At 70.5% G+C, this 22,409-nt stretch carries 20 protein-coding genes; 6 read left to right on the forward strand and 14 right to left on the reverse strand.

Translation table 11 applies throughout. The features are described 5' to 3' along the window. Nucleotides 1–162 precede the first annotated feature (162 nt). Together QUC20_RS14275 and QUC20_RS14280 are read left to right on the forward strand one after the other, a co-directional pair. Complete coding sequence (locus tag QUC20_RS14275; RefSeq protein ID WP_289330297.1) at nucleotides 163–4,983, forward strand: Lhr family ATP-dependent helicase; 4,821 nt, start codon at nucleotides 163–165, stop codon at nucleotides 4,981–4,983. Beyond that, nucleotides 4,976–5,749: a DNA-formamidopyrimidine glycosylase family protein gene (locus QUC20_RS14280; protein ID WP_120264194.1), complete on the forward strand. Its 774-nt coding sequence runs from the start codon at nucleotides 4,976–4,978 to the stop codon at nucleotides 5,747–5,749. The genes QUC20_RS14275 and QUC20_RS14280 overlap by 8 nt, the downstream gene beginning before the upstream one ends. 44 nt (nucleotides 5,750–5,793) lie before the next feature. On the opposite strand, the gene QUC20_RS14285 is transcribed toward QUC20_RS14280, so the two are convergent. Next, on the reverse strand, nucleotides 5,794–6,441 hold the full coding sequence (locus tag QUC20_RS14285; protein WP_120264193.1) for a YitT family protein: 648 nt from the start codon (nucleotides 6,439–6,441) through the stop codon (nucleotides 5,794–5,796). 230 nt (nucleotides 6,442–6,671) lie between these two features. Between QUC20_RS14285 and QUC20_RS14290 the strand changes: the two genes are divergently transcribed. Further along, nucleotides 6,672–7,079, forward strand: a complete 408-nt coding sequence (locus tag QUC20_RS14290) for a transferase (protein WP_120264192.1) — start codon at nucleotides 6,672–6,674, stop codon at nucleotides 7,077–7,079. A 75-nt stretch (nucleotides 7,080–7,154) separates the two neighbouring features. After that, nucleotides 7,155–7,919, forward strand: a complete 765-nt coding sequence (locus QUC20_RS14295; RefSeq protein ID WP_289330298.1) for a LysR substrate-binding domain-containing protein — start codon at nucleotides 7,155–7,157, stop codon at nucleotides 7,917–7,919. A 52-nt stretch (nucleotides 7,920–7,971) separates the two neighbouring features. On the opposite strand, the gene QUC20_RS14300 is transcribed toward QUC20_RS14295, so the two are convergent. Continuing rightward, nucleotides 7,972–8,271, reverse strand: coding sequence for a hypothetical protein (locus tag QUC20_RS14300; protein ID WP_120264190.1), 300 nt, complete (start codon nucleotides 8,269–8,271; stop codon nucleotides 7,972–7,974). Between the two features lie 75 nt (nucleotides 8,272–8,346). On the opposite strand from QUC20_RS14300, the gene QUC20_RS14305 reads away from it, so the two are divergent. Continuing rightward, nucleotides 8,347–9,072: a glutamine amidotransferase-related protein gene (locus QUC20_RS14305; protein ID WP_289330299.1), complete on the forward strand. Its 726-nt coding sequence runs from the start codon at nucleotides 8,347–8,349 to the stop codon at nucleotides 9,070–9,072. 179 nt (nucleotides 9,073–9,251) lie between these two features. Then, entirely contained in the window at nucleotides 9,252–9,863 is a 612-nt protein-coding gene (locus QUC20_RS14310) for a hypothetical protein (RefSeq protein WP_289330300.1), read from the forward strand. Between the two features lie 21 nt (nucleotides 9,864–9,884). Here the strand turns inward: QUC20_RS14310 and QUC20_RS14315 are convergent, their stop codons facing one another. The 12 genes from QUC20_RS14315 to QUC20_RS14370 form a co-directional block, all read right to left on the reverse strand. Then, nucleotides 9,885–10,736: a TspO-related membrane protein gene (locus QUC20_RS14315; RefSeq protein WP_120264187.1), complete on the reverse strand. Its 852-nt coding sequence runs from the start codon at nucleotides 10,734–10,736 to the stop codon at nucleotides 9,885–9,887. Between the two features lie 31 nt (nucleotides 10,737–10,767). Next, the gene (gene treZ / locus QUC20_RS14320; protein WP_289330301.1) at nucleotides 10,768–12,504 is read right to left on the reverse strand and encodes a malto-oligosyltrehalose trehalohydrolase; all 1,737 of its coding nucleotides are present in this window, start codon (nucleotides 12,502–12,504) and stop codon (nucleotides 10,768–10,770) included. After that, on the reverse strand, nucleotides 12,501–14,936 hold the full coding sequence (treY, locus tag QUC20_RS14325) for a malto-oligosyltrehalose synthase (protein ID WP_289330302.1): 2,436 nt from the start codon (nucleotides 14,934–14,936) through the stop codon (nucleotides 12,501–12,503). The genes treZ and treY overlap by 4 nt, the downstream gene beginning before the upstream one ends. Beyond that, nucleotides 14,933–17,146, reverse strand: a complete 2,214-nt coding sequence (gene glgX / locus QUC20_RS14330; protein WP_120264184.1) for a glycogen debranching protein GlgX — start codon at nucleotides 17,144–17,146, stop codon at nucleotides 14,933–14,935. The genes treY and glgX overlap by 4 nt, the downstream gene beginning before the upstream one ends. A 157-nt stretch (nucleotides 17,147–17,303) precedes the next feature. After that, a complete protein-coding gene (locus QUC20_RS14335) occupies nucleotides 17,304–17,870 on the reverse strand; it encodes a hypothetical protein (protein ID WP_289330303.1) in 567 nt (188 codons plus the stop codon). 162 nt (nucleotides 17,871–18,032) lie between these two features. Next, nucleotides 18,033–18,320: a WXG100 family type VII secretion target gene (locus QUC20_RS14340; RefSeq protein ID WP_112617469.1), complete on the reverse strand. Its 288-nt coding sequence runs from the start codon at nucleotides 18,318–18,320 to the stop codon at nucleotides 18,033–18,035. 177 nt (nucleotides 18,321–18,497) lie between these two features. Beyond that, nucleotides 18,498–19,262: a hypothetical protein gene (locus QUC20_RS14345; protein ID WP_289330304.1), complete on the reverse strand. Its 765-nt coding sequence runs from the start codon at nucleotides 19,260–19,262 to the stop codon at nucleotides 18,498–18,500. Then, nucleotides 19,259–19,888 carry a hypothetical protein gene (locus QUC20_RS14350; protein ID WP_289330305.1) on the reverse strand — a complete coding sequence of 210 codons (630 nt, stop codon included), beginning with the start codon at nucleotides 19,886–19,888 and terminating at the stop codon, nucleotides 19,259–19,261. The genes QUC20_RS14345 and QUC20_RS14350 overlap by 4 nt, the downstream gene beginning before the upstream one ends. Beyond that, nucleotides 19,885–20,502 (reverse strand): hypothetical protein, encoded by a 618-nt coding sequence (locus QUC20_RS14355; RefSeq protein WP_120264180.1) that lies wholly within the window; start codon nucleotides 20,500–20,502, stop codon nucleotides 19,885–19,887. The genes QUC20_RS14350 and QUC20_RS14355 overlap by 4 nt, the downstream gene beginning before the upstream one ends. A gap of 43 nt (nucleotides 20,503–20,545) precedes the next feature. Continuing rightward, on the reverse strand, nucleotides 20,546–21,790 hold the full coding sequence (locus tag QUC20_RS14360; RefSeq protein ID WP_289330306.1) for a hypothetical protein: 1,245 nt from the start codon (nucleotides 21,788–21,790) through the stop codon (nucleotides 20,546–20,548). Nucleotides 21,791–21,799: 9 nt separating this feature from the next. Beyond that, nucleotides 21,800–22,108, reverse strand: coding sequence for a flagellar protein FlgN (locus QUC20_RS14365; RefSeq protein WP_120264178.1), 309 nt, complete (start codon nucleotides 22,106–22,108; stop codon nucleotides 21,800–21,802). A 7-nt stretch (nucleotides 22,109–22,115) separates the two neighbouring features. Beyond that, on the reverse strand, nucleotides 22,116–22,403 hold the full coding sequence (locus QUC20_RS14370; protein WP_112617469.1) for a WXG100 family type VII secretion target: 288 nt from the start codon (nucleotides 22,401–22,403) through the stop codon (nucleotides 22,116–22,118). Between the last annotated feature and the right edge of the window lie 6 nt (nucleotides 22,404–22,409).

The following is a 22,409-nucleotide window of genomic DNA, read 5'->3' on the forward strand; positions in this document are numbered from 1 at the left end:
CGACAACAACGAGGTCCCCGTTGGGCCGGGAATGCCCGTCCTGTTCCCGGCCCAAGTGGGACCTCGCGGGGCGGGGCGGGGCGGGGCGGGGGCGGGCTGGCATGGCGGATGCCGCGGGCGCAAGACCGCGCCGATGTCGGAGGTCCGCGCGAAGATGAAGGCATGGCCGATGTGCTCGCCCGATTCTCCGCGCCCACCGCGGACTGGTTCCGTGGCGCGTTCTCGAAACCGACCTCGGCACAGGCCGGCGCGTGGGATGCCATCTCCGCCGGCAAGCACGCCCTCGTGGTCGCCCCGACCGGCTCGGGCAAGACCCTGTCGGCGTTCCTCTGGGCGATCGACCGGATCTTCCGCGACAAGGCGGCGGCCGGCCCCGTCGACGACAAGCCGGCGAAACGCCGCAGACCGGATGCCGCGCCGGCCGACACCCGCGTGCTCTACATCTCGCCGTTGAAGGCGCTCGGCGTCGACGTCGAGCGCAACCTGCGCTCCCCTCTCGTCGGCATCGGCCAGTCGGCGCGTCGGCTCGGGCAGACGGTGCCGGAGGTGACCGTCGGAGTGCGTTCCGGCGACACCTCCTCGTCCGATCGGCGCGCGCTCGTCGCCCGGCCGCCCGACATCCTCATCACGACCCCCGAGTCGCTCTATCTGATGCTCACGTCGCAGGCCTCCGAGACACTGCGCGGCGTGCACACCGTCATCGTCGACGAAGTGCATGCGGTGGCGGCGACGAAGCGCGGCGCGCATCTGGCCGTGAGCCTCGAACGCCTCGACGCGCTCCTCGACAAGCCGGCTCAACGCATCGGCCTCTCGGCCACCGTGCGCCCGATCGACGAGGTGGCACGCTTCCTCGGCGGCGCGGCTCCCGTCGAGATCGTCGCTCCGCGGGCCACCAAGGCGTTCGACCTCAACGTCGTCGTGCCCATCCCCGACATGCTGCATCCGCCGGCTCCTCCGGGCGCCGAAGAGGCGGGCGCCCCACGCGGTCGCGATGACGATGACGACGATGACGACGGTGACGACGGTGACGACGGTGACGGCGCCTGGTACCGCGCGCCGCAGGCGACGGAGGTCACCGGATCGGTGTGGCCCCACGTCGAGGAGGCGATCGTCGACCGCATCCTGCAGCACCGCTCGACGATCGTGTTCTCGAACTCGCGGCGCCTCGCCGAACGCCTCACCGGACGCCTCAACGAGATCTACACCGAGCGTCTCGGAGGTGAGCTCCCCGAGCCCACCGTTCCCGCGGGCATGATGGCGCAGGCCGGCGCCTCCGCCGGCGCTGAGCCCGTGCTGGCGAAGGCCCACCACGGCTCGGTCTCGAAAGAGCAGCGCGCCCAGGTCGAGGACGAGCTGAAGTCGGGTGTGCTCCGCTGCGTCGTCGCGACCTCGAGCCTCGAGCTCGGCATCGACATGGGCGCCGTCGATCTCGTCATCCAGGTCGAGGCGCCGCCGTCCGCGGCATCCGGCCTGCAGCGCGTCGGTCGGGCCGGTCACCAGGTCGGCGAGGTCAGCCGGGCGGCCCTCTTCCCGAAGCACCGGGGCGACGTCCTGCACACGGCGGTCGTCACCGAGCGGATGCTGGCGGGCAAGATCGAGGCGATCGCGGTGCCGCAGAACCCCCTCGACATCCTCGCCCAGCAGACGATCGCCGCATGCGCGACCGGCACGATCGAGGTCGAGGCCTGGTTCGAGACGGTCCGGCGCAGCGCCCCGTTCCGCACGCTCCCCCGCTCGGCCTACGAGGCGACGCTCGACCTGCTGGCCGGCCGCTTCCCGTCCGACGAGTTCGCCGAGTTGCGGCCGCGACTGGTGTGGGATCGCGACCAGGGCACGCTCACCGGCCGCCCCGGCGCACAGCGCATCGCGGTCACGAGCGGCGGCACGATCCCCGATCGTGGCCTGTTCGGGGTCTTCGTCGCCGGCGAGAGCCGCAACGCCCGCGTCGGCGAGCTCGACGAGGAGATGGTCTACGAGTCACGAGTCAACGACGTCTTCACCCTCGGCACGACGAGCTGGCGCATCGTGGAGATCACCCACGACCGGGTCAACGTCGTGCCCGCGTTCGGCCAACCGGGCAAGCTCCCCTTCTGGCACGGCGACGGCCTGGGGCGTCCGGCCGAGCTCGGCGAGGCACTGGGGAAGTTCAGCCGAGAGGTGTCGGCTGCCGGCCCCGAGAAGGCAACCGAACGGCTGCGCGAATCGGGGCTCGACGACTACGCGATCGAGAACCTCCTCGCCCACCTCGCCGAGCAGCGCGAGGCGACCGGCAGCCTGCCGACGGACCGCACCCTCACGGTCGAGCGCTCGCGCGACGAGGTCGGCGACTGGCGCGTCATCCTCCATTCCCCGTACGGCATGCACGTCCACGCACCCTGGGCGCTGGCGGTCAACGCGCGCATCCGCGAGCGTCTGGGCGTCGAGGGTGCGGCCGTCGCGAGCGACGACGGCATCATCGCGCGGGTGCCGGATGCCGCGGCCGAGCCGCCCGGTGCCGACCTCTTCGTGTTCGACGCCGACGAGCTCGAGCAGATCGTCACCGACGAGGTCGGCGGTTCGGCTCTGTTCGCTTCGCGCTTCCGCGAATGCGCGGCGCGCGCCCTGCTGCTGCCGAGACTCAACCCGAACAAGCGCGCGCCGCTGTGGCAGCAGCGGCAGCGCTCGGCTCAGCTGCTCGAGGTGGCCCGCCGGCATCCGTCGTTCCCGATCATCCTCGAGACCCTTCGCGAGGTGCTGCAGGACGTGTACGACCTGCCGGCCCTGCTGCGCATCACCCGCAGCATCGCCGACCGCCGCATCCGCCTCGTCGAGACGACGACGTCGCAGCCCTCGCCCTACGCCCGCGATCTGCTCTTCGGCTACGTCGGCGCGTTCATGTACGAGGGCGATTCTCCGCTCGCCGAACGCCGCGCCGCTGCCCTCTCGGTCGACCCGGCGCTGCTGTCAGAACTGCTCGGCAAGGTCGAGATGCGCGAGCTGCTCGATCCCGACGTCATCGCCCAGTTCGAGCGTGAGGCGCAGCGCCTCGCCCCGGATCGTCGCGCGCGGGGGGTCGAGGGGGTCGCCGACCTGCTCCGCCTGCTGGGGCCACTCGACGCCGAAGAGATCGCAGCCCGGCTCGAAGAGTCCACCGGCGCAGCGGAGGGGATCGGGACAGCAGAGGACACGAAGGCCGCGCCCGCTCCTCCGGTCGGCGATGCTCCTCCCCCACGGCGGGTCGCCGAGGCGGCCGAGCTGCTCCAGCAGCTCGTGACCGCCCGTCGGGCGATACCCGTCACGATCGCGGGCGTGCAGCGCACCGCGGCGATCGAGGATGCCGGGCGCCTGCGCGACGCGCTGGGCGCCGCCCTCCCCGTGGGTATCCCCACCGCGTTCCTCGAGCCGGTCGTCGACCCCCTCGCCGACCTCGTCGCGCGCCACGCCCGCACTCACGGGCCGTTCCGCACCGCCGACGTCGCGATGCGGCTCGGCATCGGCAGCGCCGTCGCGCGTCAGACGCTGCAGCGCCTCGAGTCGCAGGGACGCATCGCGAGCGGCTACTTCCTGCCCGAGTCGACCGGCTCCGAGGCCGACGACCTCGAATGGTGCGACTCGGAGGTGCTGCGGCGACTCCGGATGCGGTCGCTGGCCGCGATCCGCGGCAGCGTCGAGCCGGTCTCTCCCGAGGCGTTCGCTCGATTCCTGCCCGTCTGGCAGCACGTCACCCGGCCTCTCGAGGGCGTCGACGGCGTCGCCGCCGTGATCGAGCAGCTCGCGGGCGTCCCGATCCCCGCGAGCGCCTGGGAGTCGCTCGTCCTCCCCTCTCGCGTGCGTGACTACGCCCCCGGGATGCTCGACGAGCTGACGGCGACGGGCGAGGTGGTGTGGTCGGGGCACGGCACCCTGCCGGGGCGAGACGGCTGGATCGCGCTCCACCCCGCCGACATGGCTCCGCTCACCCTCGCGCTGGCCGACGCAGATTCCGAGATCGACGAGTCGGCGACCTCGGGCGACCTCGACGTGCGCATCCTCGAGGCTCTCGCCGTCGGCGGCGGCTGGTTCGCGGGACAGCTCGTCGCCGCCGTCGGCGCCCCCAACGAGCAGAGCGTGCTCGACGCGCTGTGGCGCCTCGCGTGGGCCGGTCGCCTGACCAACGACACGTTCACACCGGTCCGCTCGCTCCTGTCGGGCGGCTCGCAAGCGCATCGGAGCGCCCGTCGCACGCCCCGGTCCCGCCTGTACCGGGGCACGCCGCTGGCACGCCCCACGACGACGCCTGCGGCGCCGCGCCCGTCGACCCTCGGCGGCCGATGGTCGCTGCTCCCCGCGGTCGAGCCCGATCCGTCGCTCCGCGTCACGGCCTCCGCCGGACTGCTGCTCGACCGCTATGGCGTCGTCACACGAGGCAGCGTGCAGTCCGAGGGCGTGCCCGGCGGTTTCGCGCAGGTGTACCGTGTGCTCGCCGGCTTCGAAGAGGCGGGCCATTGCCGCCGCGGCTACGTCATCGAGACGCTCGGCGCCGCGCAGTTCGCGGCATCCGTGACCGTCGACCGGCTGCGCGAGTTCGCAGCCCTGCCCGACCCGCCGCCGCGCCGCGCCGTGACGCTCGCCGCCACCGACCCGGCGAATCCGTACGGGGCAGCCCTCGGCTGGCCGGCGCTCGAGGGCGTCTCGCACCGCCCCGGGCGGAAGGCGGGTGGCGTGGTCGTCCTCGTCGACGGTGCGCTCGTGCTCTACCTCGAACGCGGCGGGCGCTCTGCGCTCGCGTTCACCGACGACGAAGAGGTGCTCACCGCGGCTGCGGCAGACCTCGTGAGAACCGCTCAGGCGCGGCGACTCGACACCCTGACCGTCGAGCAGGTCAACGGCGAGTTCGTCTACAACACCCCGACGGGCCGGGCACTGCGCGCGGGAGGTTTCGTCGAGTCGTCTCGCGGGCTGACCCTGCGGCGGCTGACCGCGGGCTCGCGGACGGCGATGTCGGGGAGCACCGAGCGTGCCTGAGGGCGACACAGTCTTCCGCGCCGCGCGCAAGCTGGGCGAGGCCCTCGTCGGGCAGGAGGTCACCCGTTTCGACATCCGTGTTCCCGGCAGCGCGACGGCCGATCTGCGCGGTGAGACCGTCTCGTCGTCGATCGCGCGCGGCAAGCATCTGCTGCTGCGCCTGGGATCGTACAGCCTGCACTCGCATCTGAAGATGGAGGGACGCTGGCACGTCTACCGTCACGGTGAGCGCTGGCGGGCACCCGCGTTCCAGGCGCGTGCGATCGTCGGGACGCGCGACCGAGACGCCGTCGGCTTCGAGCTCGCGATGGTCGAAGTGCTGCCGACCGCCGACGAAGACCGTCTCGTCGGCCACCTCGGGCCCGACCTGCTCGGTCCCGACTGGGATCTCGACGAGGCCGTGCGGCGCGTGAGCTCGGACTCGCGAGCGGCTCACGTCGCCCTGCTCGATCAGCGCAACGTCGCCGGCTTCGGCAACGTCTACGCGAACGAGCTGCTGTTCGTGCGCGGCATCCTCCCCACGACCCCCGCCACCGAGATCGACGCCGCCAGCGTGCTCGAGACCGGCTACCGGATGATCCACGCGAACCGCGACCGCGCGGCACGCACCTTCACCGGCAACGACCGCCCCGGGCAGCGGATGTGGGTCTACGGGCGCGAGAACAAGCCGTGCCGGCGATGCGGGACACTCATCCGGGCCGACGAGATCGGGGCTCTGCCCACGAGCGAGCGCAACGTCTTCTGGTGCCCGCGCTGCCAGAGCTGAGCCCACCGGAGCCCACCGGAGCCCGCCCCCGGCGGGACCAGCGCTCAGCGGCCGATGTAGCGACCGGGCCGGTGGTTCAGCACGAGGACGACACTCAGCACGACCGCGCCGGCGGCGCTGAGCAGCACGGCCGGCCAGGCGAGCACCAGCAGCGCGGAGGCGATGATCACGACGTCGAAGATCATCTGCGTCCATCCCGCGCTGAAGCCGGCGCGCTCCTGCAGGACGAGGGCGATGATGTTGACCCCGCCGAGGCTCGATCGGTGCCGGAACAGGATCAGCAGACCGACGCCGGCGAGCAGGTTGCCACCCAGGGTGCCGTAGATCGGTTCGATGCTCGCGAACTGCAGCAGGTGCTGGTGGACGAAGGTGAACGCCGACACGAGACCGATCGACACGAAGGTGCGGATCGTGAACGACACCCCCTTCTTCCACAGTGCCAGCGCCGCGAACGGCGCGTTCACGACCGCGAACAGCACCGGGAACGACCATCCCGTCGCGTAACCGAGGAGGAGCGCGAGGCCGGCTGTGCCCCCGGTCACCGAGCCCGACGACTGCAGCAGGTACAGACCGAGGGATGCCACGAAAGTGCCCGTCACGATGCCGAGCAGGTCCTCCGCGCGGGTGTGACGTGTCAGCGCGGCCTCGAAGACGAGGGAGGGTCCGGTCGAGGGTGCGCGAGTAGGCTCCACCCGCCCATCCTCGCAAACGACAGGGGCGCGGTCATCATCCGGCGCGAGCCGGGCATGTTATCGCGCCGACGTCACCTCGCACACCCCTTCGACCTCGGCGGCGGAACGTCGCACGCTTGTTCCAGCAAACCGGTCGGGCCGCCGCTCCGAATGATTCTTGGGAATGAAAACGCGGATCGTGGGGTTGTTTCCAGTACTCAGTACCGGAACCGGAACTGTCGGAGGGGATCGTGGGCAAGAACTACATCGACATCGAGAACGACCGTGGAGAGACGCTGCGTTACCGCAAGCACGCGAACGGTCGAGGCTTGATCGCGAACGGGGCCAAGGTGCACCCGACAGCGCTCGTCGAAGCAGGCGCCTACGTCGAACCCGGTGTGCAGGTCGCGGCGGGCGCTCACATCGGCCGCGGCGTATGGATCGAGCGCGAAGCGGTCATCGGCCCCAACGCCGAGATCGCGCCGCACGCGCACGTCGGATCCGGCGCGGCCATCGGCCCGCGGGCGAAGATCGGCATCCGCGCCTTCATCGGGGCGCACGCGCACGTCGCGGGCGGGTCTCTCATCGGTGACGACGAGAACATCGCCGACGGCGAGCACGTGGCGACGGACCAGCGCGGGCTCCGCCTGGCGGCGTGATCTGACGACGTTCGCCTCCGCCGGCGCCGGACGCTCGACCGTTCGGCTGCCGCGAACCCGGGATACGCTTCACGCATGACACCCGGACGCCCCTCGGGCCGCCCCGCGCGCAGCGGCGGCCGCGGCACCGGCGCACCCGGACGCCGTGGCGCTCCCTCCCCCGGCCGGCGCGCCGGAAGCGGCAGCACGGGGGACCGGACGGTGCCGCCGCGCCGTGAACCGGGAACCGCACGCCCCGACACCGCTGCTCTCGGGTCGTTCCGCCTCGGGGCTGCTCCGGGCGCCACGCCGGGCAAGTGGATCGACGTGTGGAAACAGCGGATGCCGGGCAACCCGATCGACCTCGTCACGGTCGGATTCGACGACCAGGCCGCCGCTCTCGCGGACGGCGACGTCGACGCTGCCCTCGTCCGGCTTCCGATCGACCGCTCCGGGTTGAGCGTCATTCCGCTCTACGACGAGACGACGGTCGTCGTGTGCGGCGCCGACTCGTCGCTCACTGCCGCCGACGAACTGACCCTCGCCGATCTCGTCGGCGAGGTCGTGATCGTGCCCGCTGACGATCCCCTGGGACTCGAGGTGCCTGGCGCCGTCGCCCCCGCCTTCCCCGCCCTCGCGACGACGGAAGATGCGGTCGCCACGGCCGCCACGGGCGTCGGCATCGTGCTCGTGCCGATGTCACTCGCGCGGCTGCACCATCGCAAAGACACGGCCTTCCGCCCCGTCGTCGATGCGCCGACCTCGACGATTGCGCTCGCGTGGCAGACGGAAGCGACCACGCCTCTCGTCGAGACCTTCATCGGGATCGTCCGCGGCCGCACCGCGAACTCGTCGCGTTGAATCCGTCGCCCTGACGGACGCCGACGCGGTCCGGGTCGATCCACGCCGGGAGTCACGCTCCGTGCAGCCGCCGCTCGCCGTCGGGGATCGCCCCCGGCACCGGAGTGCGTGTCAGCAGAGTGACGGCGTCGATCGGATCGTCGGCCGCGACGGCATCCGGATCCGCCTCGAGCTCGACGACGACTGGGACCGGCAGCCGCATCGACGCCCGCGCCTCGCGTGCCCGCGCCTCGATGCCGGATGCGTCGGCGGGGCGGCGCACCCGCCAGCCCCGAGACGCCGCGGCCGCATCGAGCCGATCGAGCACCCCGCTGATCCCGGTCGGGTCGGTGACGATCACACGCGCTGTCATCGGGCCATTGTGCACCTCTCGTCACGGAAGGTCATCCCCGCCGGGCGGCGTCGACGCGGCCCCTAGACTTTCGGCATGGCCCCGCTCGTGTACGTCTGCGTGCGCCCGCAGCAGACGGCCGCCGAGGCCGAGTACGCCTCGTTCAAGACCGCCATGGGTCTCGACGAGTCCGCGCTCGAGCGCATCGACCTGACCCGCGACGCCCTGCCCGCTGACGCGTTCACGCGCTGGCGCGGCTTCGTCGTCGGCGGCAGCCCGTTCAACGCCACCGACGATCCCGGTGCGAAGCCGGAGGGACAGTTGCGGCTGGAGGCCGACCTCGCCCGGATCGCCGAGGCCGCGGCATCCGCTCAGACGGCTGCGCTGTTCACCTGCTTCGGCATCGGCGTGGCGACCACGCACCTCGGCGGCACGATCTCGCGCGACTTCCCGGAAGACACCGGGCCGACCGAGGTGACGCTGACGGATGCCGGACGGGCCGACCCGCTGCTCGGCTCGCTCTCCCCCACCTTCACGGCGCTCACGGCGCACAAGGAGGGCACCGAGACGCTTCCGGCCGGAGCGGTGCTGCTCGCGACGAACGACGAGTGCCCGGTGCAGGCCTACCGGGTGGGCGATCGCCTGTACGCGACGCAGTTCCACCCCGAGCCGACCCCGCGGGACTTCACGGAGCGCATGACGGTCTACCGCAACGACGGCTACTTCGATGCCGACGATTACGATCGCGTCGCGGCTCGGGTGCTCGCGGCCCCCGTGACCGAGCCGAGCCGCCTCCTCGCCGCCTTCGCCGCCACGTTCTGACGCCGAGCGCGATACATCCGTCGGATCGACGGTGCGTGTGTGGCCTTGCGACGCCGACGGTTGTATCACCATCGCGCAAACATCACGTTTCGGTAACGCTCTGAGCATCTCTCGTCAGATCGGACCGGCCACGAGGTCTCGCCATCGGGCGCGCATCCGGCCCGGACGAAGGAGACGTCGTGACCACGATCACCGCCGCGGTTCGCGGACCAGACATGACCGCTGTTCGATGCGACGGCGGGACGCTGTTCGTGTTCTCGGATGACGCGGCGTTCTGGCTCCTCGCACACCTGACCCCCGCGCTCGCCGACCTGGAGGACCGCTCGTCCCACCCGCCCGTCGCGACGGCCGCCGACCGGCTGGCGGATTTCGCGGTCGCGGTCCGGCAGCGCCTCGACAGCACGCCGCTGGGAGCACCCACCGCCGCGCGACTACGGGCAGCTCGCCGGTCGGTTCAGACGCAGACGGATCACCTGGGCGCGGAGCTCGCCCGCCGCAAGCCGCGCGGTCCACGTGGACCATTCGTCGAGCAGCACGGGTCGGTGAAGGAGTTCCTCGATGCGCAGTACCCCACCCTCGTCGACATCGCAGCGCTGTCGCGCTCGCAATCGCGATGGAACGAGGCAGGCGTCGTCGACGAGGCCTACCGCCTGTGCGCGGCGATCATCTGCCGTTCGAACCTTCTCGCGCAGCTCAGCGTCCACCCACCGGCGCAGCTGAACCGGGCCTACGCACGAGCGCTGCGATCGTTGGGGCTGTGGGCGATACATTCGTCGCATCCGCGGGGCTGAAGCCGCCTGGCGCGCCGGCTGTCAGGCCGTGCGCGGTCGGCGCAGGATGCCGCGGTGCTCGCGGCCGTTCGAGCGCCAGGCCGTGACGGCTGCCGCAGCCACCACCACGACGATGACCGCGACGGCGGCGACGGCGACCGGGGTCGAGTGGGGCTGATCGGTCGTCCGGGCGATCGCGACCCATGCCAGACCCCACGACAGCGCGATGATGGGCGACGGCCGGCCACGCGAGAAGGCGGCGATGCCGACGCCGACCGCGGCGACGACCACGAGCACGGCCACACCCCACACGTCCGCCTGCGCTCCCCACGACTCGGGCACCGTCCGGCTGAGCCACGCGGTCACGTTGGCGACCGTGGCCAGCGACACCCACCCGAGGTGGAGGCCCACCGTGGCGTCCATCAGCAGCCGGTCGCCGGCCGACCGGGGCCGCGACAGCACGAGCAGCCGGAACGTCCATCCGAGAGCGGCGAGCAGCGCGACGATCGCGACGACCGTGAGCGGCAGCGTCGTGAACTGCGCCGCGAGCAGCCATCCCCCGTTGAGGACGGCCGTCAACGCGATCCACCACCCCACGAGCCGCTGCCGGTCGCGCGAGCGCTGCGCGGGCAACGCCTGCCAGACCGTGTAGCCGATCATGAAGAGGTAGATGACGGACCAGATGCTGAAGGCCTGCGTCCCCGGGGCGAGCACCGTCGAGTCGGCGTCGAGCGCACCGCCCTGCAGGTCGCGCACGTTCGTCCCGCCGAACAGGCCCGTGCCGACCATCGCCGCGATGATCATGAAGACGACGGCCGAGATGACCGCGATCTGCCGAACGAGGTCGGACGGCTGCCGCGGAGACCGTGCGGCGTGGTGGGCTGTGGTGCTCATCACCCCACGGTAGATCCGGCGCCGCCCTCGGTCATCCGCTTGACAGATCCGGCCCCACGATGGCGGCGGAGTTCGGCTCCACGACGAGCATCTCGTCGACGATCCGACCCGGCCGCGTCTCGAGCCAGACCGTATCACCGCGCAGCTCGACCCGCCACGGCTCGCGCGAGAGGTTCGCCAGCACGCGTGCGCGGCCGCGCTGCAGGTCGTAGAGCCGGCCGCCCTCACCCTCCGACGCCCCGGCACCGCGCGCGGTGAAGCGGGGATCGGTCAGGTCGGGGACCGAACGACGCAGCCGGCCCAACTCGCGGTACAGAGACAGCAGGCGCGCGTGATCGCCCTCGTGCGCCTCGGTCCAGTCGAGTTTCGACCGCAGGAAGGTGGCCGGGTCGTTGGGATCGGGCACGAGGTCTTCGTCCCAGCCCATCTCGGCGAATTCCTGCTTGCGGCCGGCCGCGGTCGCTTCGGCGAGTTCGGGCTCGGGGTGCGATGTGAAGAACTGCCACGGCGTGGACGCTCCCCACTCCTCGCCCATGAACAGCATCGGAGTGCCCGGCGCCGTGAGCGTGAGGACGGCGGCGACCGCGAGCCGATCGGCATCCAGCGTCGCCGAGAGCCGGTCGCCCGCGGCGCGGTTGCCGATCTGGTCGTGATCCTGCGCGAACGTCACGAGCCGCCACGACGGCGATTCCGGCGGCAGCGGACGACCGTGATCGCGGCCCCGGAACGAAGAGTAGGTGCCGTCGTGGAAGAAGCCCGCGTTCCAGGTCTTCGGCAGGGCGTCGAGCGCGTCGAAGTCGGCGTAGTAGCCGACCGTCTCGCCCGTGAGCGCGACGTGCACGGAGTGGTGCCAGTCGTCCGACCACTGCGCCGTCATCCCGTGGCCGCCCGCCTCGCGCGGCAGGATCATGACGGGATCGTTCATGTCGCTCTCTGCGATGAGCGTCAGGGGGCGCCCGAGGTGAGTGCTGAGCGCGTCGACCCGGTCGGAGATCTCGCCGAGGATGTGCAGCGGGCTGTCGTCGTCGTGCAGGGCGTGCACGGCGTCGAGCCGCAGTCCGTCGACGTGGAAGTCGCGCAGCCACATCTCGGCGTTGCCGATGATGTACTCGCGAACGGCATCCTCATCGAGGTTGACGCTGTCGCCCCACGTGTTGCGACGGCCGTCGCGCAGGTACGGGCCGTACTCGGGCAGGTAGTTGCCGGAGGGACCGAGGTGATTGTAGACGACATCCTGGATGACGGCGAGCCCGGCCGCGTGCGCGGCGTCGACGAACCGGCGGTAGGCCTCCGGCCCGCCGTAGCTCTCCTGCACCGCGTACCAGAGCACCCCGTCGTAGCCCCAGTTGTGGGTGCCGTTGAACGCGTTGACCGGCAGCAGCTCGACGTGGGTCACACCGAGCTCGACGAGATGGTCGAGCCGGCCGATGGCGGCGTCGAGCGTGCCGGAGCTGGTGAAGGTGCCGATGTGCAGCTCGTAGATGATGCCGCCGGCGAGCGGCCGACCGGTCCAGCCGTGGTCCGTCCACGCGAACGACGACGGATCGTCGACCGCGGAGAGGCCGTGCACACCGTCGGGCTGCCGCCGCGAGCGCGGGTCGGGGCGCGCGTCGTCACCGTCGCCGAGCACGAAGCCGTAGCGGTCGCCCGGCGCGAGCTCGACGTCGGCCGACCACCAGCCGTCGACCGAGCGCGAGAGCTCGACGTCCGCGGCATCCGGTCGTCGGAGCCTCACCCGGTCGGGGCGCGGGGCCCACACCTCGATCATGCGTTCTCCCCTTCGGCGGAATGACGGTCGGCGGTCGGATGCTGGGCGGTCGGATGCTCCGCGGCGAGGAGCGCGACGGGATAGGTGTCGAGAAGATCGGCCAGCCGCACGGCGCCGCCGTCCCATGCACGGCCGGTCAGCTGGTCGACGTGACGCCCGGGCGGAACCATCACGACCGTGTCGCCCCACCCTCCGCGCGCGGCGAGGCCCACGGGCAGGCGTGTGGCGACGCTGACGGCGCCGCCGCGGTCGAATGCGACGGCGTGATCGGCGGCGGGGCCGACGACGGGCAGCGGCGCGTAGCGCGTGAACAGCTCGGGGCGATCGCGGCGCAGACGCAGCGCGCGCGAGACGACGAGCAGCTTCACCGCTCCCGAGTCGTCGATCTCGGGATGCCATCCACCGTCGAGCTTCGCCAGCAGCGCGCGGCGCTCGGTGAAGTCGACGTCGCGACGGTTGTCGGGGTCGACCAGAGACAGGTCCCACAGCTCGGTGCCTTGATAGACGTCCGGCACCCCCGGCGCGGTCAGCTGCAGCAGCTTGGCGGCGAGCGAGTTCGATCGGCCGGGCATGGTCAGCTCGCCGACGACTTCTTCGACGACCGCGCGGGCCTCGCCCGAGGTCGCGGCGTCGACGAGCGAGGCGGTGCGCGCCTCGGCATCCTCGTCGGGGTCGGTCCAGGTCGTGACGATGCCGCCCTCGCGCGACGCCTTCTCCGCGTAGTCGCGCAGCCGGTCGGGCGATGCGGGCCAGGCGCCCACGATCGCCTGCCAGAGCAGGTCGTCCAGGCGCCCGTCGCCGGTGGACGCGATCGCCCGCAGACGTCCGAGCGCGTCGCGCCAGCGGTCGGGCACCTCGGCGATGACCGACAGCCGGGCCCGGACGTCCTCGCTGCGCTTGGTGTCGTGTGTGCTCAGCGCCGTCAGGGCCTGCGGCCACATCGCCTGCCGCTGCGCCTGCGCGCGGTGGAAGCCGGCGACGTCGAGCGCGAAGACGCCCGGATCGCCGCCCACCTCGGTGAGCGTGCCGAGACGGGGGTAGCGGTAGAACGCGCTGTCTTCGACGCCCTTGGCCATGACCGGGCCGGTGGTCTGCCCGAACCGGCGGCTCAGCTCGGTGTCGCCGGCGGTCACCAGCGGGGCGAGGACCGCGATGGCGTCGGCGAGATCGGGACGGGATGCGGATGCCGCGGCCACCGCCTCCGCGACGAGCTCGTCGCCGACCGGCGGGTACACGCGATACACCGAGAAGCTCGTCAGGAGCTCGGCGAACGCGTCGCGGGCGACATCCGCTCCGAGCTCGTTCCGCAGGTCGTCGGGCAGGCAGCGGACGAGCCGGCCCACCTCGGCGGCCTGCAACGTGTCGGCGACCGCACGCTTGGCCTCGCGAACGATCTCGTCGTACGACGCCGGAGCATCCGCCGAGCGCAGTGACGCGTCGAGATCGTCGAGCCGGCTCTCCCCGGCGGGGTCGATGAGCACGCGGTCGATCTCGGCCATCGCGTCGTAGCCGGTCGTGCCGGCTGTCGCCCACCACGCCGGAAGCTGCTCAGGATGATCGGTCGCAGCGTGCTCGAGGATCTTCTCGACGACGACGTACGCGCCGCCGGTGGCCTCGGCGAGCTGCTCGAGATATCCGCCCGGGTCGGCGAGACCGTCGGGGTGGTCGATGCGCAGGCCGTCGGCCAGACCCTCGCGCAGCCAGCGGAGGATCTCGGCGTGGCTCGCCTCGAAGACCTCAGGCAATTCGACCCGCACACCCGCGAGCGTGTTCACGGCGAAGAAGCGCCGGTAGTTCAGCTCGCTCGCGTCATCGCGCCAGAACGCGGCGCGCCAGTGCTGGGCCGCCAGGACGGCATCCACCGTCGCGGGGTCGGTCGTCGCCGCCGCGGGGGCGGTGCCGTCTGCCAGCGGCAGCACGTGGTCGTAGTAGCGGGCGACGCCCTGGGCGCCGTGCGCCTCATCGGCCGTGACCGGCGCGACCTCGATCTCGCCCGCGGCGACGGCCTCGCGGAGCGTGGAGCCGAGGATCGGCAGACCGACCTTGCCCCCGCCGTGCTCCCAGTCGATGTCGAACGCGTCGGCGTGCGCCGACCCCCGGCCGTGCCGGAGGACGTCCCACCACCACGGGTTCTCGGCGGGCACCGCGACACCCTGATGGTTCGGCACGATGTCGACGAGCACGCCGAGTCCGGCATCCCGAGCAGCCGCCGAGAAGCGCGCCAGCCCCTCGGGGCCGCCGCGGCGCGGATCGACCGTCGTCGGGTCGACGACGTCGTACCCGTGGTCCGACCCCTCTGCCGCTGCGAGCAACGGCGAGAGGTAGGCCCAGTCGACGCCGAGGTCGCGAAGGTAGTCGGTGATGCCCGCCGTGGCTCCGAGGTCGAACGCCGGTCGGATCTGCAGCCGGTATGTCGAGATCGGGGCGGTCATCGGCCGGGCAGCTCCGGGGTCGGCGCCTCGGCGGGGATGATGTCGATCGGCGTCGTGTAGGCCGCGAGTGACGCGGCGACCGAGTGATCGGCCTCGGCCTCGGGCTCGACGTACTCGCCGAGCACGACGAGCGACTTGGCACGCACCTGCAGCGCGTTGCCGCCCGCGAGCGGGTCGGTCCCCACGAGTTCGCCGCTCGTGTCGATCAGCACTTCCCACCGGTCGGCGTACTGGTCGGAGGGGACGGTGAACTCCACTTCGTCGTCGCCGGCGTTGAACAGCACGAAGAAGTGGTCGTCGGAGATGTCCTCGCCACGACGATCGCGCTCGCGGATGCCGTCGCCGTTGAGGAAGACGCCGACCGCGCGCCCGAACCCGGAGTCCCAGTCCTCGGGCTGCATCGCGGTGCCGTCGGGTCGCAGCCACATGATGTCGGGCACCGGAGCGCCCTCTTCGCGCCGCACCGGACGCCCGTCGAAGAACCGGCTGCGCCGGAACGTCGGGTGCAGCCGGCGCAGACGCGCGAGGGCTGCGGTGAACTCGATGAGCGGCTGGTCGACCTGATCCCAATGGATCCACGTCAGCTCGTTGTCCTGCGCGTAACCGTTGTTGTTGCCCTGCTGCGTGCGACCGAGCTCATCACCGTGGCAGATCATCGGCACGCCCTGGCTGAGGAGCAGCGTCGCGAGGAAGTTGCGCTGCTGGCGGGCACGCATCGTCAGGACGTGCGGGTCGTCGGTGGGTCCTTCGACGCCCATGTTGTAGGAGCGGTTGTGCGACTCGCCGTCGTTGCCGTCCTCGCCGTTGGCGTCGTTGTGCTTCTCGTTGTACGACACGAGGTCGCGCAGGGTGAAGCCGTCGTGTGCCGTGACGAAGTTGATGGATGCCACGGGCCAGCGGCCGTCGTGCTCGTAGAGGTCGGCCGAGCCGGTGAGACGCGAGGCGAACTCGCCGAGCGTCGAGGCCTCGCCCCGCCAGAAGTCGCGGACCGTGTCGCGGTACTTGCCGTTCCACTCCGTCCACTGCGGCGGGAAGTTGCCGACCTGGTAGCCGCCGGGACCGATGTCCCACGGCTCGGCGATGAGCTTGACCTGCGACACGATCGGATCCTGCTGCACGAGCTCGAAGAAGGCCGACAGCCGGTCGACGTCATAGAACTCTCGCGCGAGGGTCGCGGCGAGGTCGAAGCGGAAGCCGTCGACATGCATCTCGGTCACCCAGTAGCGCAGCGAGTCCATGATCAGCTGCAGCGCGTGCGGGTTGCCGACGTTCAGGCTGTTGCCGGTGCCGGTGTAGTCGGTGTAGTAACGCTTGTCGTCGTCTTCCAGGCGGTAGTAGGCCTCGTTGTCGATGCCGCGCATCGACAGGGTCGGCCCCATGTGGTTGCCCTCGGCGGTGTGGTTGTAGACGACGTCGAGGATGACCTCGATACCGGCCGCATGCAGCGCCTTGACCATCGCCTTGAACTCCTGCACCTGCTGACCATGGTCACCCGTGGCCGAGTAGGTGTTCTGGGGCGCGAAGAACGCGATGGTGTTGTAGCCCCAGTAGTTCGACAGCCCCTTCTCCTGCAGCGTGGAGTCGTTGACGAACTGGTGCACCGGCATCAGCTCGATCGCCGTGATTCCGATCTTCTTGAGGTGCTCGATGACGGCAGGGTGCGCGAGCCCGGCGTACGTTCCGCGGATGTCCTCGGGGATGTCGGGATGCAGCTGGGTCAGGCCCTTGACGTGCGCCTCGTAGATCACGCTCTCGGCGTACGGGATCTTCGGCTGACGGTCGCCCGCCCAGTCGAAGAACGGGTTGACGACGACACCCTTCATCATGTGCGCGGCCGAGTCCTCGTCGTTGAACGAGTCGGGCTCGCCGAAGTTGTAGCCGAAGACCGGCTGCCCCCAATCGATCTGACCCTCGACGGCCTTGGCGTACGGGTCGAGCAGCAGCTTGCTCGGGTTGAACCGCTTGCCGTCGGCCGGGTCGTTCGGACCATGCACGCGATATCCGTAGCGCTGACCCGGCTGCACGTTGGGCAGATAGGCGTGCCAGACGAAGGCGTCGACGTCACGCAGCTCGACGCACGTCTCGGTGCCGTCCTCATCGAAGAGGCACAGCTCCACCTTGTCGGCTCCTTCGCTGAAGAGAGCGAAGTTCGTTCCGTTACCGTCGTACGTCGCTCCGAGCGGATACGCGGAACCCGGCCATGCCTGCATGTGTTCTCCCCTGTTCGTGAGGCTCACACTACTCAGCCGGAATCACACGACCCGGTGCCCTTGACAAGTGCGCACATCCGGTCGACTCGCCCACAAGATGCGGATGCACGGGGCTTCGGATCCGCAGACCCTGGCGAGTGGAACGTCCCGCTGGGGGTCAGCGCTCGCCGCGGTCGGTGCCGAAGAACAAGGGGTCGGAGGGAGATTCCCGGTCGGGGAGATACCCCTCAGACAGGGGGCCCTTGCCGAACAGCATCCGGCTGAGCTCGAACTTGTCGCCGGGCTTGCACGGCGACGTGGCGGTGACGACGACGTTCCCGTTGTCGACCAGCGTCACCGTCAGCAGGGAGTAGACGCCCTGCTCGCGGACGATCACGTCCGTAGACGCGACCTCGCCCGAATCGAGATCGATGCCGTCGATCTCGAAGCCTTCGGACACCAGGTGCTGCGCGACGGCCTCGCGCTTGCCGGAGACCCCTGCCGGGTCGATCGTGGTCGTGCGCGTCAGGTCGAACTTCCAGCCGTCGCCGCACCCGACACCGGATGGCGTCATCCCGTACGTCCGCACCTCCCACGGCCCGTCATTGATGACGGCCAGCACGCCGTTAGTCGTCTCGCGGAAATCGAAGTAGAGGCTCTCCGCCTCCTGGTACAGCTCGTCGCCCGTCGGTTGCGCCACTGTCGCTTCACATCCCGTCAGGACGATGGCCGCCGCGGCAACCATCGTCGCTCCGACCAGTTTTTTCCGCCAGATCACTGCAGCACCTCGCCATTGGCCACGATGTTGTCAATGTGTCGGCCGTGCTCGGACCTCCCCTATCGCCGATCACTCAGCGGTGCGGATCCGGGCACATCCGCACCCGCACCGCTGAAGGTCGAACCGGCGTCAGCTGCCGGCGAGCTGCTGGTCGAGGTCCTGGATCGCGCGCATCATGCCCAGCAGCGACTCGGACATGTCGTTGATGCCATCGACCGCGTTCTTCAGACCCGTCGTCAGCTCCGAGTAGCCCTCACCGAACTTGCCCGACGCGTGCTGCGTCTTGAAGTCGTCGCCCAGCAGCGTGTCCACCTGCGACTTCAGGGTGTCCAGCTGACCCTGAATGTCATCACGAGCCTGCGCCAGCGAACTCGCAACCTGCTCCATCTCGCCATAAGACGCACCGAAATCAGCCATGACGGCCCTCCTGAAAGTAGATGTCCCGACCCCCCTCCGGAGCCGACACCCAAAACCTATCGGCACCGATCACCCGAGGTCGATGGGGAGAACTCCCCACCCGGTTGAACCGACCGGACATCGGAGCACCGACTCGCAGACACCGTTCGGGTCTCGCGCAGGATGCCGCGCTGGCGATCAGGCTTTGCGCGGGGCGAAGCGCGCGCCGAGCATACCGGGCGGTGTCTGCCGGGCCTCGGCGGCCACGGACTCCGGGATGCGGCCGGCGGTCTCGAGCTCATCGATGGCGTCGCCGATGTCGGCCAGGATGCGGGCGCGGGTGTCGTCGTCGAGCGCCGACACGGCGGCTGCCAGCTGATCCACCGTTCGCTTCCAGCGCTCCGATCCGTCGGTCGGCTTCCGCCGGAAGACCGCGAAGTACAGCGCACCCACGACGAGATCGAGCATGATGAACCCCAACCCCCAGGCACCTGTCGCCTGGCTCTGGAGCACGGCAAGTATCGACACGACCGACGCGGCACCGGCAGCCAGCACATGAACCCATCCGATCGCGTGCGCGGACCCGGCGTCGACACGACCGGCATCACGACCGCTTGTCACGAGGCCGGCGCCGGCGACGACTGCGCCGGCCGCGAAGGCGATCCCCGCGGCGCCGACAGCCGCTGCATCCGCTCGTCCGAACACCCAGCCGAGCAACATCGCGGCGCCGACGACGGGTGCGCCGAGCCCGACGAGGTTCCAGACCAGCAGAAGCACCGCCACCACCGGGTTCCGCCCGGACTGGGCGGCGAGCTCGCGAAAGACCGTCGTCGGCGCGAACAGAGCGATGACCCGTCGCACCGCGGGCGCTTCCTGCCACGCACGCGCCTCGAGACGCCACCAGTCGATCGGCTCCCACGTGCGCCGCGTGGCCGCGTACCGCGCCGCCGGACCCGTCGTCACGATGCCCACTCCGGCCAGCTTCGCCCCTCGAGATCGGGGGGCGAAGCGAGTCTTTCCGGCTCGAACGCCGCAGACCGTGCGCCGTCGACACCCTCGATGCGCACAGTCGAGAGGAACACCTCGGTCAACGCGGCCGTCGCCGTCACCGCGGGAGCCGCGACCGGGGTGATGTCGACACGAATCCCGCGACCGGGCGGCACGAAGAGCCAGCGCACCGCCCCGAGTGCGGGGTCCGCGCTCACCAGAACGGTCGACGATGCTCCCCGCCCGATGGGAAGCTCGGGGGTCACGCGAACCTGGGGAGGCAGAAGGGCGGCGGGACGGACGAAGGCCTCGACCTCCTGCGGTGTCGGCTCGAGGTCGCTGACGGCAACGCGCACCGCGGTCCAGACCCGCCACGACGGTACGTACAGCAGCACGCCGGCCGCCCCCTCGCCCGAGATCTTCGCCTGTGCGCGCGCCGCGAACTCGACGGCGAGATCTGATCGCACGGCGTCGGCGCCGTGTCTGCTCGCGGTGTCGGCAACGGCCCCGCGAGCCCAGTCCCAGCGTGCGGCGTCATCCATCTCGTCGCTGGGCAACGCGACGACGAATTCCGGATCGTCGACGTGGCGGATGGCGATCATGAGCGAACCCACGCGAACGTGGCGACCGATGCGTCGATCATGTCGACCCAGTCTGCGATGCGCGCATCGGTCTCCGAGTCGCGTTCGACCGGCTGCACGATCGTGGCCGTCAGTTGAAGCGCACTCGATCTTCCGGTGCCCGGGATCGGCGTGATGTAGACGAGCGTCCGCGTATCGGCCTCATCGCCATCGATCCGTGCCCGCTTGCGGTGCTCCCACCGAAGAAAATGGCGGCTCCCGCCGAGAGGTCGCGCGCCGTGGTGCTCGATCGCCTCGGCCACGCGCGCATCGAGCGGAGCCGATGGTGAAGAGCGCTGCAACGAGCCGAGGATCGTGACAGGTGCCAGCAGACCGGTGGGAGTGTCGGATCCCGGCATGATCATGAACCGCGCCCCCTGCGCGCGGGCCGAGGAGAACGCCTCGGTGACGAGGGGGCCCAACCGAGCGAACAGAACGGGCTGGTGGGCGGCCATGAGTCGCTCGCGCGCGCGGGCGACGAGCTGCTGCTCGACCTCCGGCGCCATTTCATGCAACTCCCACCCCGGCGGCCCCATCATGCGGAACGCGGGGATAGACGCCACGCGGCCGAGCATCTCGTCGCGCAACGACATCATGAGATCACCCTGCCACAGCCGAGCGGCATCGTTCCGGCTGGACTCACCACCGAAGATCCGCGAGGTTCAGGAACGAGCCGGCGCCGACGTCGATGATGTTCTCGCCGTAGCTGAAGATGTTGGCGACGCTGCCGACGAAGGTCCCCGCCGCATCCGTCGCGTAGGCGGCCTGCTGCGGCATCGTGCCGAGCTCGCCGACGACCCGCCACATATCGTTGTCGAAACCGGTCACGAGGTCCGACATGAACTCGAAGCTGTTGCCGCCGAGCGACAGGAAGCCCGCACCGCTGCCCCCCAGTCCGCGCATGTTCGACACGAAGTCGGGGAGACCGCTGCTCAGACTCAGACTCCACCGCGCGGCGTCGTCGGCGACCGACAGGCCGCCACGTGACAGCCCCGTCCACGCGCGCATGCCCGACCCGATGCCACCGGATGCGAACTCGCCCAGGGCACCGAACGGGAAGACACCGAGGATCGCGAGGCCGACCTCGACCGGACCGGCGTCGCCACGGGTCGCCTGGTAGATGGTCAGCACGAGCGAGAGCACCCCGACAGCGAGGGCGAGCATGGCGACGATCGGTCCGCCCACGACGAGCGCCAGCACCGCGAGGACCATGCCTGCGATCGCGAGAACGTCGAGGACAAACGACACGAGACCGTCGAGGTTGTCCCAGAACGAGTCCTGCACGCCATCTTGCGTGGCACTGCGGATTCCCGACACGGCGGTCTCGAAGGCCGATTCCCACGCGTCGTAGTCGGAATCGAACGCCTCGCCCGCCGCCTCCCAGAGGTCGTATGCGGCGTTGCGGGCCGCAAGCGCGTCGGCGGCGTCTTCGTCGGCCCGCTGCTGCGCGGCGTCCGACTCGCCCGGGTCGAGGGAAGGCGTGGAGTTCGTCTGATTCACCCGCGCGTTCTCCGCCTCGACGGCTTGCTCGCGCCGCAATTGCAGGGTGGCCCACGCCTGGTCCGCCGCGGGCACGCTCGACTGCATCCGCCCCTGGACATCGCCCAGCGCTGTACCGTATTCGCGGATGTAGGGGCCCACCGCCACATACAGGTCGGCAGCACGTCCCAACTCGCGATAGACCTCTTCGCCGGCCTCGCGCAGCTTGTCGATCGCCGAGCCCTCCATGTCGGCACCGTCGGCCACGAGGCGATCGAGCAGCGCCGCCGCGTCCGCCATCGCGTTGCCCAGGTTCACGACCTGAGTGCCGCGGGAGCTGATCAACCCGGCGTTGCCGACGACGTCCTCGACCGGTCGACCGCGTGGTGACTCATGCGTAGCCATCTGTCTGCCCTACCCGGTTTCCTGCATCTGCGCGGCCAACTGAGCGGCCGACTCGAGGTCGAAGTCCCCGAACCCTTCGAGGACCGTCTTCGCACGGTTGATCACCGACTCCAGCCCTTCGTTGAGCTTGCCGCGGCGATCGTCCCACTGGCTCTCGAACGTGTTCGCTTCGTCGCGGAGCTCTCCACGATCGTACGGACGACCGATATCGTCGGCGAGATCGCTCGCCCGCGCCGAAGCGTTGTCGAACTCCGTCTGAGTCGCCAGCAGGTTGGTGTAGAGCGCTCCGATCTCGTCGTACGACAGCCGAACGGACATCGTCGGGTCAGCTGCCCGCGAGCTGCTGGTCGAGGTCCTGGATCGCGCGCATCATGCCCAGCAGCGACTCGGACATGTCGTTGATGCCATCGACCGCGTTCTTCAGACCCGTCGTCAGCTCCGAGTAGCCCTCACCGAACTTGCCCGACGCGTGCTGCGTCTTGAAGTCGTCGCCCAGCAGCGTGTCCACCTGCGACTTCAGGGTGTCCAGCTGACCCTGAATGTCATCACGAGCCTGCGCCAGCGAACTCGCAACCTGCTCCATCTCGCCATAAGACGCACCGAAATCAGCCATGACGGC

It is taken from the genome of Microbacterium arborescens, from assembly GCF_030369635.1.
Classification (GTDB): Bacteria; Actinomycetota; Actinomycetes; order Actinomycetales; family Microbacteriaceae; genus Microbacterium.

What these genes read in the sequence shown, in the direction of transcription:
- QUC20_RS14275 (WP_289330297.1), top strand. Translation starts at nt 163, where the DNA reads ATGGCCGATGTGCTCGCCCGATTCTCCGCGCCCACCGCGGACTGGTTC.
- QUC20_RS14295 (WP_289330298.1), top strand. Translation starts at nt 7,155, where the DNA reads ATGACACCCGGACGCCCCTCGGGCCGCCCCGCGCGCAGCGGCGGCCGC.
- QUC20_RS14300 (WP_120264190.1), bottom strand. Translation starts at nt 8,271, where the DNA reads ATGACAGCGCGTGTGATCGTCACCGACCCGACCGGGATCAGCGGGGTG.
- QUC20_RS14305 (WP_289330299.1), top strand. Translation starts at nt 8,347, where the DNA reads ATGGCCCCGCTCGTGTACGTCTGCGTGCGCCCGCAGCAGACGGCCGCC.
- QUC20_RS14315 (WP_120264187.1), bottom strand. Translation starts at nt 10,736, where the DNA reads ATGAGCACCACAGCCCACCACGCCGCACGGTCTCCGCGGCAGCCGTCC.
- treZ (WP_289330301.1), bottom strand. Translation starts at nt 12,504, where the DNA reads ATGATCGAGGTGTGGGCCCCGCGCCCCGACCGGGTGAGGCTCCGACGA.
- treY (WP_289330302.1), bottom strand. Translation starts at nt 14,936, where the DNA reads ATGACCGCCCCGATCTCGACATACCGGCTGCAGATCCGACCGGCGTTC.
- glgX (WP_120264184.1), bottom strand. Translation starts at nt 17,146, where the DNA reads ATGCAGGCATGGCCGGGTTCCGCGTATCCGCTCGGAGCGACGTACGAC.
- QUC20_RS14335 (WP_289330303.1), bottom strand. Translation starts at nt 17,870, where the DNA reads ATGGTTGCCGCGGCGGCCATCGTCCTGACGGGATGTGAAGCGACAGTG.
- QUC20_RS14340 (WP_112617469.1), bottom strand. Translation starts at nt 18,320, where the DNA reads ATGGCTGATTTCGGTGCGTCTTATGGCGAGATGGAGCAGGTTGCGAGT.
- QUC20_RS14350 (WP_289330305.1), bottom strand. Translation starts at nt 19,888, where the DNA reads ATGATCGCCATCCGCCACGTCGACGATCCGGAATTCGTCGTCGCGTTG.
- QUC20_RS14355 (WP_120264180.1), bottom strand. Translation starts at nt 20,502, where the DNA reads ATGATGTCGTTGCGCGACGAGATGCTCGGCCGCGTGGCGTCTATCCCC.
- QUC20_RS14360 (WP_289330306.1), bottom strand. Translation starts at nt 21,790, where the DNA reads ATGGCTACGCATGAGTCACCACGCGGTCGACCGGTCGAGGACGTCGTC.
- QUC20_RS14365 (WP_120264178.1), bottom strand. Translation starts at nt 22,108, where the DNA reads ATGTCCGTTCGGCTGTCGTACGACGAGATCGGAGCGCTCTACACCAAC.
- QUC20_RS14370 (WP_112617469.1), bottom strand. Translation starts at nt 22,403, where the DNA reads ATGGCTGATTTCGGTGCGTCTTATGGCGAGATGGAGCAGGTTGCGAGT.